Origin of the sequence: Kitasatospora sp. NPDC057542 (genome assembly GCF_042801945.1) — a bacterium.
GTDB lineage: Bacteria > Actinomycetota > Actinomycetes > Streptomycetales > Streptomycetaceae > Kitasatospora.
In genome coordinates this window covers 84,062-96,489 of the sequence record NZ_JBHVFE010000002.1, presented here as the reverse complement: position 1 = coordinate 96,489, position 12,428 = coordinate 84,062, and the positions used below count along the sequence as shown (strand labels likewise).

The 12,428-nt window shown below is 72.8% G+C and carries 11 protein-coding genes; all 11 read right to left on the bottom strand.

Annotated features, from left to right (window positions below; all coding sequences use genetic code 11):
* Nucleotides 1-74 precede the first annotated feature (74 nt).
* Complete coding sequence (gene hpnH, locus ACFU7Y_RS00800; protein ID WP_224278916.1) at nt 75-1,103, bottom strand: adenosyl-hopene transferase HpnH; 1,029 nt, start codon at nt 1,101-1,103, stop codon at nt 75-77.
* A gap of 2 nt (nt 1,104-1,105) precedes the next feature.
* Nucleotides 1,106-1,786 (bottom strand): 1-hydroxy-2-methyl-2-butenyl 4-diphosphate reductase, encoded by a 681-nt coding sequence (locus ACFU7Y_RS00795; RefSeq protein WP_380765811.1) that lies wholly within the window; start codon nt 1,784-1,786, stop codon nt 1,106-1,108.
* Nucleotides 1,783-3,864, bottom strand: coding sequence for a squalene--hopene cyclase (shc, locus tag ACFU7Y_RS00790; RefSeq protein ID WP_224284877.1), 2,082 nt, complete (start codon nt 3,862-3,864; stop codon nt 1,783-1,785). The genes ACFU7Y_RS00795 and shc overlap by 4 nt, the downstream gene beginning before the upstream one ends.
* Nucleotides 3,865-3,871: 7 nt before the next feature.
* Nucleotides 3,872-4,960: a polyprenyl synthetase family protein gene (locus ACFU7Y_RS00785; protein ID WP_374120150.1), complete on the bottom strand. Its 1,089-nt coding sequence runs from the start codon at nt 4,958-4,960 to the stop codon at nt 3,872-3,874.
* A gap of 188 nt (nt 4,961-5,148) precedes the next feature.
* Nucleotides 5,149-6,579 (bottom strand): hydroxysqualene dehydroxylase HpnE, encoded by a 1,431-nt coding sequence (gene hpnE, locus ACFU7Y_RS00780; RefSeq protein WP_380765810.1) that lies wholly within the window; start codon nt 6,577-6,579, stop codon nt 5,149-5,151.
* 127 nt (nt 6,580-6,706) lie between these two features.
* Nucleotides 6,707-7,564, bottom strand: a complete 858-nt coding sequence (gene hpnD, locus ACFU7Y_RS00775) for a presqualene diphosphate synthase HpnD (protein WP_224281131.1) — start codon at nt 7,562-7,564, stop codon at nt 6,707-6,709.
* 41 nt (nt 7,565-7,605) lie between these two features.
* Nucleotides 7,606-8,568 carry a squalene synthase HpnC gene (gene hpnC, locus ACFU7Y_RS00770; RefSeq protein WP_224281120.1) on the bottom strand — a complete coding sequence of 321 codons (963 nt, stop codon included), beginning with the start codon at nt 8,566-8,568 and terminating at the stop codon, nt 7,606-7,608.
* Nucleotides 8,569-8,861: 293 nt separating this feature from the next.
* Nucleotides 8,862-9,671 (bottom strand): ABC transporter ATP-binding protein, encoded by an 810-nt coding sequence (locus ACFU7Y_RS00765; protein WP_224281121.1) that lies wholly within the window; start codon nt 9,669-9,671, stop codon nt 8,862-8,864.
* Nucleotides 9,664-10,605 (bottom strand): ABC transporter permease, encoded by a 942-nt coding sequence (locus tag ACFU7Y_RS00760; RefSeq protein WP_224281122.1) that lies wholly within the window; start codon nt 10,603-10,605, stop codon nt 9,664-9,666. Before ACFU7Y_RS00760 ends, ACFU7Y_RS00765 begins: the two co-directional genes overlap by 8 nt.
* Before the next feature lie 154 nt (nt 10,606-10,759).
* Nucleotides 10,760-11,668, bottom strand: coding sequence for a glycosyltransferase family 2 protein (locus ACFU7Y_RS00755; protein ID WP_380765808.1), 909 nt, complete (start codon nt 11,666-11,668; stop codon nt 10,760-10,762).
* Complete coding sequence (locus ACFU7Y_RS00750) at nt 11,665-12,402, bottom strand: CDP-alcohol phosphatidyltransferase family protein (RefSeq protein ID WP_224281132.1); 738 nt, start codon at nt 12,400-12,402, stop codon at nt 11,665-11,667. The genes ACFU7Y_RS00755 and ACFU7Y_RS00750 overlap by 4 nt, the downstream gene beginning before the upstream one ends.
* Between the last annotated feature and the right edge of the window lie 26 nt (nt 12,403-12,428).

Here is a 12,428-nt window from a genome sequence, read left to right as displayed (position 1 = left end):
GGCTCGGAGGCCCGGGCTAGGAGGCCCGGGCCGGAGTGCCGGGCCGGAGTGCCGGACTGGGGTCAACTCCCGGCTCAGCGGCCCTGGTTGCCGCTGACGGTCTCGGTGATGGCGCGCAGCGACTGCTGGAGCGAGCCCATGGTCGCGAGGACGGCCGTCGGCTCGTATCCGCAGTGGGCCATGCAGTTCTCGCAGCGCGGGTCCCTGCCTCGGCCGTACTTGCTCCAGTCGGTCTTCTCGACCAGTTCGCGGTAGGTCGGCACGTAGCCGTCGGCCATCAGGTAGCAGGGCCGCTGCCAGCCGAACAGCGAGTAGTTGGGGATGCCCCAGGGGGTGCACTCGAAGTCGGCCTTGCCCTCCAGGAAGTCCAGGAAGAGCGGGCTGTGGTTGAGCCGCCAGCGCTTGCGGTTGCCGCCTGCGAAGGCCTTGCGGAAGAGCTCCCTGGTCTGCTCGACGCCGAGGAAGTGCTCCTGGTCGGGGGCCTTCTCGTAGGCGTAGGCGGGCGAGATCATCATCTCGTCCACCTTGAGCTCGTCGTTGAGGTAGTCCAGCACCTCGATGACGGTCTGCGGGGTGTCGGTGTTGAAGAAGGTGCTGTTGGTGGTGACCCGGAAGCCGCGCCGCTTGGCCTCCTTGATCGCCGCCACCGCCTCGTCGAAGGTGCCCTCCTTGGCCACCGACTCGTCGTGCCGCTCGCGCATGCCGTCGATGTGCACGGCGAAGGTGAAGTACGGCGAGGGCGTGAACTTGTCGATCTTCTTGCGCAGCAGCAGCGCGTTGGTGCAGAGGAACACGTACTTGCGGCGCTCGACCAGCTGCCGGACGATCTCGTCGATCTGCGGGTGCATCAGCGGCTCGCCGCCTGCGATCGAGACCATCGGGGCACCCGACTCCAGGACCGCGCCGACCGCCTGGGCGACGGGCATCCGCTGCTTCAGGACACCCGCCGGGTGCTGGATCTTGCCGCAGCCCTCGCAGGCGAGGTTGCAGGCGAAGAGCGGTTCCAGCTCCACGATCAGCGGGAACTTGTCCCGGCGCTTGAGCAGCTTCTGCTGCATGAGGTAGGTGCCGACCCGCACGGTCTGGCGCAACGGCATGGCCATGGCTAGCTCGCCTCCTGGGGGAGCGTCGAGGATGTGGGGTGGTTCAGGTCTGCGGAGCCGGGCGCGCGCTCCTGCCGGTACCAGTCGACCAGGGCGGGTACCGTCGCCCGCAGGGTCCGCCACGCTCGCACCCCGGCCGGGAGGGTGCCGGGCCGCAGCAGCTCGTGCTCGGGCGTGTCCACCACCACCCGTAGGACGGCCGTCGGCAGCGTGGACCGCACCTCGCGCAGCGCGGCGAGGACGGCGGCGGCCTCCATGTCGACGGCGAGCGCACCCTGGAGGTGAAGCGCCCGCCGTTCGAGGCCGCGCACCACGTGGTCGGCGGTGTGGTGCACCCCGGTGTGCACGGTCAGGCCGCGCTCCTTCAGCGCCCGGCCGAGCTCCGCCCCGGAGTCGAGCGGGTACAGGTGGCCCTCGGCGTCGCGCACTCCGTCGGCGGCGACCACGTCACCGGGCAGCACGCCCGGGCCGAGCGCGGCACCGAAGCCGGCCACCACCACGGCGCCGTAGCCGGTGGGAGCGGAGCCGAGCAGCCGCCGGACGGCCAGCCCGGCGCGCCGCCGGCCGACCCCGGTGCGCACCAGCACCGGGGACCCGCCGGGCGCGCCGCGCCAGTCCCCGCCGCGCAGGGCCCAGACCTCGGGGCCCAGGGCGCAGAGCACCAGCAGGGGCGCGGTGGTCACCGCGCCACCCCGATCACCGGGGCGCCGTCGGCCCGGCTCGTGCCCGGGGTGCCGTTGAGGTAGCGGCCGAGCGCGGTGACCGGGAAGACCAGCCGGTACAGGTGGTAGTTGATGGAGAAGTCCCACGGGAAGCCGGTGCCGGTGAACTGCGGTTCGTCCCAGGTGCCCTCGGGGAGCTGGGTGCGCACCAGCCACTCCACGCCGCGTTCGACCGCCGGGTTGGCCCGGCACTGCGGCCCCTCGCCGGCCGCGAGCAGCGCCATCAGCGCCCACGCGGTCTGCGAGGCGGTGGAGTCGCCGCGCCCGGCCCAGCGCGCCGGGTCGTCGTAGGAGCGCATGTCCTCGCCCCAGCCGCCGTCGGCGTTCTGCCGGTCCTCCAGCCAGCGCACCGCCCGGCGGATCGCCGGGTGCTCGTCCGGGACGCCGGCCGCCACCAGGGCGGGCAGCACCGAGCCGGTTCCGTAGATGTAGTTGGTGCCCCACCGGCCGAACCAGGAGCCGTCCGCCTCCTGGTTGCGCAGCAGCCACTCGATGCCGCGCCTGGTCCGCGGGTCGCGGGAGCGGCCGGTCTCGGCGAGCATCTCCACCACGTGCGCGGTGACGTCGGCGGACGGCGGGTCGACCACCTCGCCGAAGTCGCAGAACGGCAGCTTGTTGGGCAGCGTGCTGGTGTTGTCCACGTCGAAGGCGCCCCAGGCGCCGTTCTTGGACTGCATGCCGAGGTTCCACAGCACGCCCCGGTCCACCGCCGCGTCGACCCTGGCCGGGTCGGGGTGGGCGACCCGGCGCAGCGCGAGCACCACCTCGGCGGTGTCGTCGATGTCAGGGTAGGTGTCGTTCTCGAACTCGAAGGCCCAGCCGCCGGGTGCGAGCCCGGGCCGCTGGACGGCCCAGTCGCCGCGCTTGCGGATCTCCTCGCCGAGCATCCAGTCCACGGCGGAGACCAGCGCCGGGTGGTCGGCCGGCACCCCGGCGTCGACCAGGGCGATGGTGGCCAGGCAGGTGTCCCAGACCGGGGACTGGCAGGCTTCCAGCCAGCGCTTGCCGTCCTCGGTGTGCACGGTGAAGCGGTCGAAGGAGGAGAGCCCGGCCTTCACCACCGGGTGCTCCAGCTCGTAACCCTCCAGGTGCAGGGCGATCAGCGAGTAGACGGCGGGGGGCTGGATGCCGCCCCAGCAGCCGTCGGCCTCCTGCCGTTCGACGATCCAGCGGCAGGCCTGCGAGACGGCCAGCCGGCGCAGCGGGCGGAAGGCCCGGCGGTGGTAGGCGTGCAGCGCCTTGTCGAGGCGCTCGAAGAGGCCGTCCCAGGTGGTGGCGGGGGCGAGCGGCCGGTGGGGGTACGGGTCGTCCGGGTCGGTGTGCAGCTCGGTGAGCGCGAAGGGGGCCGGACGGACCGGGCGGTGGGACGAGACGACGGTCAGCGGGACGATGGTCTGACGGGCCCAGCAGCCGAAGGCGTAGATGTTCAGCGGCAGCCACTTGGGCAGGAAGATGATCTCGGGCGGCATCTCGGGCAGCCGCTCCCAGGGCCACCAGCCGAACAGTGCGAGCCAGATCCGGGTGAACACCCGGGCGGCGGCGATGCCGCCGGCGGAGCGGACGTAGCGCGCGGCGGCCAGCATGTGCGGGGCGTCCGGGTCGTCGCCGGCCAGCTTGAGCGCGACGTAGGCCTCGACCGTGGTGGACAGTTCGGGCGGACCTCCGTGGAAGGTGGACCAGGTGCCGTCCTCGCGCTGCTGGGAGCGGATCCACTCGGCGGTGGCGTGGGTCTGCTCCTCGGTGCGGATTCCCAGGAACTGGCGGAGCAGTAAGTCCTCGGCGTCCATGGTGACGTTCGTCTCCAGGTCACCCTTCCACCAGCCCTCCGAGGACTGCAGGGAGAGCAGGTGGGTGGTGGCGCGGGCCAGGGCCTCCCGCGCGTCGGCCGGTCGGAGGTCCGCCTCACCGGCAGGCCGGAGCTGGCCGGTGTCCTCGGGCTGCCGCCGCCCCGCGCCCAGCAGGGCCGGGGGGCGGTCGCCCACCGCGACCGGCTCGGAATCGTACTCAGGGTCGAGCCGGCCGTCCGCGGTTGCTGTCAACGTAACGTCACCTCTCTCGTACCACCACGAATTCGGCGAGTGCGACGAAGTGCTCGCGCACCTCGTCGGACATGGGCACCTCGTCCAGGGCGGCGAGGGCAGTCGTGTGCTGGCGGCGGGCCTCCTCCTGGGTCCAGGCTCGGCCGCCGGCCTCCTCGATCAGCGCGGCCCGGGCGGCGAGCTCGGGCTCACTCTCTTCCCCGCGTCCCTTCGGGTCGGCCAGTTCCTCGGCGAGCCGACGCGAGGCCGCTCCGCCCTCGGCCAGTGCGGCAGCCACCGGCAGGGACTTCTTGCGCTGGCGCAGGTCTCCCCAGTGGGGCTTGCCGGTGACCTCGGTGGCACCCCAGATGCCGAGCAGGTCGTCCACCGCCTGGAAGGCCAGACCGAGGTGGTGGCCGTAGCGCTGGAGCGCGCCGGAGACCTTGTCGTCGGCACCGGCCAGGACGGCACCGATCGCCGAGGCGGCGGCCAGCAGTGCCGCCGTCTTGCCGCCCTCCATCTCCAGGCACTCCGCGACCGTGACGCTGTCGCGCTGTTCGAAGGCGACGTCCATGGCCTGGCCGTCGATCAGCCGGCGGGTCGCCGTGGTGAGCAGTCGGACGGCGCGCGCGGCGTCGGTGGCGCTCGTGCCACCGGTCACCGCGGCGTCGAGCAGCACCTCCGTGCCGAGTGTCGCCAGCGCGTCACCGACCAGGATCGCCTGGGCCGGCCCGAAGACCGTCCAGGCTGTGGCCCGGTGCCGCCGGGTCTCGTCACCGTCCATCAGATCATCATGAAGGAGGGAGAAGTTGTGCACCAGTTCAACCGCAACTCCGCCCGGCACCCCCACCTCGGCCTCCGCGCCGGTGGCCCGGGCGGACAGCAGCGCCAGCGCCGGGCGCACGGCCTTGCCGCCGTCCCCCGTCACCGGGGTGCCGTCCCGGTCGATCCAGCCGAAGTGGTAGGCGGCGACGGTCTCCATGGGTGCGGCCAAACGGGCGACCGCGGCCCGTAGTGGCGGGGTGCAGAGCGTACGGCTGCGGGCGAGCAGCTCCGGCACCGAGACCGGTTCGGCGTGCGCCGTGCCTCCGACGGCGAAGCCGGTGCGTGACTCCACGTGCGTTCCCTCTCCCTCGTGGTGCCGGACCGCACGGGGCGGCCGGGTGTTGTCGGTGCGGCCGGTGTCGAATCGATTGGTGCCGACGGTGCCGGTGCGGCCGGCCGGACCGCTCCCGGTGGTTGCGCCGATGCGCTCGACGGTACGCCCGTCGGCTCTGGCGGGCTCTCCGGCGGCGGGGCCCGCCGTCACCTGGGCCACCTCCCCTCGCCGCGGTCCACCGGCACCCGGGTGCCGGCCGCGGCGAGCGCGGCGTCGGCCGCGGCGTGACCGCTGCGTACGGCCCCCTCCATGGTCGCGGGCCAGCCGGTGGCCGTCCACGAGCCGGCCAGCAGCAGGCCGGGAACCCCGGTGCGGGCCGACGGGCGCAGCGCCCCGTTGCCCGGGGCCGGGTCGAAGGTCGCGGTGCGCTCCCGGGTGACGAAGAAGTCCAGCACCTCTGCCTGGGCCGCGGCCGGCAGCAGCCGGCCCAGCTCGGGCAGGTAGCGGCGGCGCAGCTCGGCGACCGGCAGGTCGATCTCGTCCTGCACGGCGGACTGCGACAGCGCCAGGTACTGGGCGCCCGGGTGGGCCCGGCCCAGCCCGGTGGCGGCCAGGCCGGAGTGCGCGGTGCGGTCGAAGACCCACTGGACCGGGGAGCCGAGCGCGGCGAAGAACGGACGGCGCAGCACCTTGCGGTCGTAGACCACGTGCACGTTGAGGATCGGCGCGGTGCCGAAACCGGCCAGCCGCTCCTGCCCGGGGATCGCGTTCGGCGGCAGCAGCGCGGCCGCGCTGTCCTGGGCGCCGGCCAGCACGACGGTCTCGGCGGTGAGCAGCTCTCCGCCCTCCAGCCGGACGGCGTGCTGCGGCGCGGCCGGCTTCAGCTCGGCCACCCGGGCCCGCAGCAGCACCCGGACGCCGGCCCGCTCCAGCTCGGCGAGCGCCCGGTCGTGGTGGATCGTGCCGAGCGGGACGGCGGCGATGCCGATGTCCGAGGCGCCCGGGTCGGAGAGCAGGCCGGTCTTGAACACCATCCCGGCGAGCGCCATCGAGACCTGGTCGGCCCGGGCGTTCAGGGTGGCGACGCCGACCAGGTCCCACAGGGCGGCCTGGGTGGCGGCGTTCTGCCCGTTGCGGCGCAGCCACTCGCCGAAGGAGACCCCGTCCAGTGCCGGGTCGGCGAGGTCCAGGCGCTGCAGGGCGAGCGCGCCGCGGACCACCCGGACTCGGTCGGCCGGGGACAGGTGCGGGTAGCGGGCCAGGCTGTCGGCCAGGTGCAGCGGGACGGGCAGGCCGGCCCGGCGCAGTCGGCCGAGGGTGCGCACCGGGGCGGCCTCGGGCCCGGTGACGGAGAGCACCGGGATGTCGAGGCGGTCCTGGAGGTGGACCAGCCGGGTGGCGCCGAGGCGCTCCAGCAGGCCCCGGTAGGCGGTGCAGCAGCGCAGGTAGACGTGCTGGCCGTTGTCGACGGTCAGCTCGCCGCGCCGGAAGGAGAAGGCCAGGCCGCCGAGCCGGGGCCGGCCCTCGGCGAGGGTGACCCGGTGGCCCGCCTCGGCGAGGCGCAGTGCGGTGGTGATCCCGGCCAGGCCGCCGCCGACCACGACGGCCGCCGGGCAGGCATCGGCTCGCCCGGTCATCGGCCCTCCCCCTCGCAGTCGGTGGACCGCCCGCAGGCAGTCGCTGAAGCCGGTACTCGTTCGGTCAACACGGAACTGCCCGCTCGTGATTCCCCGCTGACACAGCGTGACAGAACTGTCGCGAGAATCAAGAACGCCCCCCGGCGAGCCCGGAAAGCGCCACGTACGCCTTCTCCCAGCCCGGCAGCGAGACCCGGCCGCGCAGCACCGACTCCGGGTCCGCGGCGATCCGGCCGAGCAGCCGGTGGTAGATCCCGGCCATCGCGGCGGTGCAGGCGCGGCTGCGGCGGTCGAGCATCGGCAGCAGCCGCAGCCCCTCCTCGAAGGCCGCCTGGGCGCGGGCGGCCTCGAAGGCCACCAGGCCGGTGAAGTCCGCGCCGAGCGGCGGCTCGGGCAGTGCGAAGCCCTGCTCGCAGCCGAACCGGACCAGGTCCTCGGCGGGCAGGTAGGTGCGGCCGTTCAGGGCGTCCTCGCGCAGGTCGCGCAGGATGTTGGTGAGCTGCAGCGCCAGGCCCAGGGTGTCCGCGTAGCGCGCCCCGAGCTCCGGGTCGTCGCAGCCGTAGACGCCCAGCGAGAGCCGGCCGATCGCGCCGGCCACGCACCGGCAGTAGACCTTCAGCTCCTCGTAGGTCTGGTACTCGGCGCCCTTGAGGTCCATCTCGACGCCGTCGATCAGCTCGTCGAAACCGCCGAGCGGGATCGGGAAGCGCCGGGCCGCGTCGGCCAGGGCGACCTTGATCGGGTCGGTGTCGTCCTCGGCGACCACCCCGGAGCGGACTTCGTCCACCAGTTCCCGGGTGCGTAGCAGCGCCTCGGCCTTGCGGTCGTCCGGGAGGTCGCCGTCGCCGATGTCGTCCACCCGGCGGGCCAGGGCGTACAGGGCCGACATGGCCAGCCGCTTGGGTTCGGGCAGCAGCCGGATGCCGTAGCTGAAGTTGCGCGCCTGCAGCCCGGTGACTGCCTCGCAGTACCGGTACGCCGCCATGACCTGGGCCGGCGCCAGTGGTGATGCCGCCACTCGGGCGTTCACCTTCCCTTCGCGAAGATGGCCGCCGCCTTCGCTGCGAGGCGGCGCTTGTCCGGCTTCGCCTGCTGGGCGAGCACGTCGTACCCGGCGTCCTCGACGGCCGCCAGGGCCGCGTAGCCGCCTGCGGTGAATCCCGCCAGGAGCAGTCGAAGCCTCCCCCGAACCGTACCCACCAATGGTGCGCCGCGGTCGAGCAGGGTGCGGGCCCGCTCGGCCTCGAAGGCGATCAGCTCGCGCACCGCGCCGTCGGCGGAGGGAGCCGCGAGGTCGGCCTCGGTGACGCCGAAGCGGGCCATGTCCTCGGCGGGCAGGTAGATCCGGCCGTGGGCCAGGTCCTCGGCCACGTCCTGGAGGTGTTCGACCACCTGGAGGCCGCTGCACACGGCGTCCGAGAGCTCGATCCGCTCGGGGGTGGAGACGCCCGCGATGGCCAGCACGAGGCGGCCGACCGGGTCGGCGGAGAGGGTGCAGTAGCCGATCAGGTCGTCGAAGGTGGCGTAGCGGGTGGTGGTCTGGTCCACCCGGTTGGCCTCGATCAGACGGCGGAACGGCTCGGGGGTCAGGCCTCGGCGGTCGACCAGCGGGACGAGCGCGCTCATCAGCGGGTGGCGGGGGCGGTCGGCGCCGGCCCCGGAACCGCCGGCGGAGCGCAGTGCGGTCTCGAAGACCCGGTCGAGGTCCTGCTCCAGTCCGTCGAGCAGGGCGAGCCGGAAGGCGGTCTCCTGCGGAGTCGGCGGGCCGGACTGGTCCGAAGGGGTGGCGGGGGGTGTCTGCTCGACCCCGAGCAGGCGGGCGGTGGCGGCCGGGTCGGCCAGGTCGCCGTCGCCGGTGTCGTCGACCAGGCGGGCGAAGCCGTACACCGCCATCAGGTCGTCGCGCCAGGCCGCGGGCAGGAAGAACGGGGCGACCGGGAAGTTCTCCGCGCCCGCCTTCTCCAGGGTCTGTCCTACGGAACCGTTCACCGGCGTATCTCTGGGCTGGGCCGAAGCCGACACTGCTGTCACTCCCCCGTTCTACACCGCTTGGCACGACCGGCCCGACTCGGACACGCGTCCGAGCGCGGGCGTCACGCACGGCACACCGCCCCCGAGACCACCAGGCTGACACGCCCGGGCGCGCCGGAGAAGGGCGCACCACCCGGAGCACCGGGCGCTCACCCCCGCGGCGGCGGACCGCCCGGGGCGCCCGAGGCGCGGGCAACGCGAAGGGCCGGCCCCGGAGGATCCGGAACCGGCCCCTGTGTGAGTGACGAGGACTACGGTCGCTCGCCGCGCTCGTAGCGGCTGACGACCTCCTCGGTGGGACCGTCCATGACCAGCTCGCCGGCCTCGATCCATATCGTCCGCTCGCAGACCTCGCGGATCGAGTTGTTGTCGTGGCTGACGAGGAAAACCGTACCGGCGGACTTGCGCAGCTCGTCGATCCGCTTCTTGCTGCGCTGCTGGAAGGCCTGGTCGCCGGTGGCGAGGGCCTCGTCGATCAGCAGCACGTCGTGGGTCTTCGCGGCCGCGATCGAGAACCGCAGCCGGGCGCCCATGCCGGAGGAGTAGGTGCGCATCGGCAGGGAGATGAAGTCGCCCTTGTCGTTGATGCCGGAGAAGTCGACGATGTCCTGGTAGCGCGCCCTCACCTGGGCGGGGGTCATGCCCATCGCCAGGCAGCCGAGGGTGACGTTGCGCTCACCGGTGAGCTCGTTCATCAGCGCGGCGTTGACGCCCAGCAGCGAGGGCTGGCCGTTGGTGTAGATGCCGCCCTTCTCGGTCGGCAGCAGGCCCGCGATGGCGGCCAGCATGGTCGACTTGCCGGAGCCGTTGGAGCCGATCAGGCCGACCGCCTCGCCCTTGTACGCGGTGAAGCTGATGCCCCTGACCGCGTGCACCTCGCGCACGCCGGCGGCGCGCTTGCGGCTGATGATGCGGCTCAGCGCCGAGGTGGCGCTGCCCTTGCCGGAGCCGGCGCCGTGCACCTTGTAGACGATGTGCACGTCGTCGACGACGACGGTGGGCTCGCGGGCCACGTCCGCGCCCGGGACGGTGTCGCTGATGCTCAGGTCGATGTCAGCCACGGCCGTACTCCTCCTCGGCCTTCCAGAAGAAGACGTATCCGATGACGAACATGCCCACGCCCCACCCGAGGCCGTACACCCACAGGTGCGGCGGGAGGGTCTGGTGCACCGGCTGGTGCGGGTTGTAGATGACCGGCGCGAAGGCGTGCCGCAGCAGGTCCATGTAGACCGACGCCGGGTTGGCCGCCATCAGCGTCTGGATGTAGTGCGGCCAGTGGGTGATCTTGTCCTGGATGCTGAACATCACACCGGACAGGAACATCCAGGCGCGCATCACGAACGGGATCAGCTGGGAGATGTCGCTGGTCCTGGAGCCGATCCGGGCCATCACCAGCGAGATGCCGGTGTTGAAGAGCGTCTGCAGGAGCAGCGCCGGGATGATCAGCAGCCAGGTCCGGCCCGGGGTGATGCCGGCGGCGAGCACGGTGACGACCAGGACGACCATGGAGATCAGCAGCTGCTGGAGCTGGATCACGGTGAAGGCGATCGGGAGGCTGGCCCGGGGGAAGTGCAGCGCCCGGATCAGCCCGAGGTTGTCGGAGATCGCCCGGGTGCCGGCCTGCACCGCGTTCTGGGTGAACTGGAAGACGAAGACGCCGATGCACAGCCAGGCGATGTAGGTGTTGTCCGGGAAGCCCTGCTTGCTCGCCAGGATCACGCCGAAGACCAGGTAGAACACCGCGCAGTTGAGCAGCGGGGTCACCACCTGCCACAGCTGGCCGAGCTTGGCGTTGGTGTACTGGGCCACCAGGCGGGCGGTGGCGAAGGCCCAGATGAAGTGGCGCCGGGCCCAGAGCTGCTTGGAGTAGGCGAACAGGCCGGGACGGGCACCGCTCACCGCCAGACCGTACTTGTCCGCAAGCTGCTTGGGGGTCAGGCCCGCGTCCGCCCCCCTGGGGGCCGAGAGGCTGACGGGTTCACTCACTGTCGACACATTCGTCCTTCATGCGGGATCGGTCGGGGCGGCCGGTCGGCGGGGTCCGCCGGTCGTGCGCCGAGGGGGATCCACTGGGATCTCGGGGAGCCGGCCGGTGTGTGGGCACCGGCCGCAGCGATCGATCATTCGATGCGGATGCCATCAGATGCGATCAGATGATCGGTGGTCGGCCCAGCCTGGTCAGTCGCCAAACGGTACGCCACCGCATGGGCCGCCGCGGACCGCAGGGTTCGCGCCAGCCCGCCCGGAACCCGCCCCACCAGGCCTTCAGCGCCTCCGGGGAGGGGCGGCGGGCCAGGGTCAGCAGGAACCAGGTTCCCAGATAGAGAGGCACCAACAGGGCCGGAAGGTTCCGCCTCGCGAGCCAGACCCGGTTGCGGGCCACATTGTGGAAGTAGCTCGCGTGGCGGGCGGGCGAGGTCGTGGGGTGGTGCAGCACCACGTCCGCCCGGTAGTCGATGGCCCAGCCGGCGTCCAGCGCGCGCCACGCGAGATCGGTCTCCTCGTGGGCGTAGAAGAACTCGGCGGGCAACTGCCCGGCCTGCTCGAACACCTTGCAGCGCACCGCGCTCGCGCCGCCCAGGAAGGTGGTCACCCGGGACGAGCGCAGCGGGTCGCTGGCACGCAGCCGGGGGACGTGCCGGCGCTGGGTGACACCGGTGTCCGGGTCGGCGATCCGGAAGGAGACGATGCCCAGCTCCGGGTCGGCGGTGAAGGCCTCACGCAGCAGGCGGGCCGAGTCGGTGCGCGGCAGGTTGCCGTCGTCGTCCAGGAAGAGGACGGCGTCGACCTCCGCGCCGTCCCGGCCGAACAGCTCGATGCCGACGTTGCGCCCGCCCGGGATGCCGAGGTTCTCCGGCAGTTCGACGCTGCGCACGCCCTCCGGCAGCGGGGGCAGCTTCACGCCCTGGCCGACCACGGCCAGCTCGACCGCCGGGCCCTCCTGGGCGCGGACGGCCTCGATCAGGGCGTTGAGCTCGGCGGGCCGGTTGCCCATGGTGATGATCACGGCACCGAGGCGGAAGTCCTCCGCGGTCATTCGCTCGCTCCGCTCGCTCATCGCAGCCTGCTGGAGAGGACGATGCTCAGCAGGTGCAGCACGGTCTGGAGCATCGCGATCGCCGCCAGCACGACCACCGCGAGCCGGGTGAAGAGCAGTCCGCCGTGCACGACGTCGGCGATGCCGGCGGCCAGGATGAACAGCGAGGCCTCGACCGCGCCGACCAGGCGGTGGAACTTCAGGAGGGAGGCCGCCCGGCGGGCCTTGGCGACGGAGGCCGAGCGCGGCACCGAGGCGCTGTCCTCGACGGCCGTCATGCCGCTGCGGGCCCGGGCCACGTCCACCAGGTCGGTCTCGGACTTGATCAGGATCGCGCCGAGCGCGGCCAGGGTGCCGAGGAACGCCCACTCCCAGTGGGAGCCGCCGCCCTCGCGGTGCAGCAGGTCGGTGGCGCGCAGCCCGAGGCCGGTCAGCAGGGCCGCCTCGGACATGTAGTGGCCGACCCGGTCCAGGTAGACGCCGGTGAGCGAGGTCTGCCGGCGCCAGCGCGCCACCTCGCCGTCCACGCAGTCCAGCAGCAGGTAGACCTGGATCAGCAGGGCGCCCAGGACGGCACCCGCGATGCCCGGCACGATCAGCGCGGCACCGGCCAGGATGCCGGTGAACATCATCAGGTACGTCAGGCCGTTGGGCGTGATCGCCGTCACGGTGGAGAGCACGCGGGTGATCCGCAGCGAGATCTTCCGCATGTACAGGCGTCCGGCCCAGTGCTCGGCACTGCGGCGCTGGAGCATGCCCTCCGGGTGGATCACCGCGCGCA

What these genes read in the sequence shown, in the direction of transcription:
- hpnH (WP_224278916.1), bottom strand. Translation starts at nt 1,103, where the DNA reads ATGGCCATGCCGTTGCGCCAGACCGTGCGGGTCGGCACCTACCTCATG.
- hpnE (WP_380765810.1), bottom strand. Translation starts at nt 6,579, where the DNA reads ATGACCGGGCGAGCCGATGCCTGCCCGGCGGCCGTCGTGGTCGGCGGC.
- hpnD (WP_224281131.1), bottom strand. Translation starts at nt 7,564, where the DNA reads ATGGCGGCGTACCGGTACTGCGAGGCAGTCACCGGGCTGCAGGCGCGC.
- ACFU7Y_RS00755 (WP_380765808.1), bottom strand. Translation starts at nt 11,668, where the DNA reads ATGAGCGAGCGGAGCGAGCGAATGACCGCGGAGGACTTCCGCCTCGGT.
- ACFU7Y_RS00750 (WP_224281132.1), bottom strand. Translation starts at nt 12,402, where the DNA reads ATGCTCCAGCGCCGCAGTGCCGAGCACTGGGCCGGACGCCTGTACATG.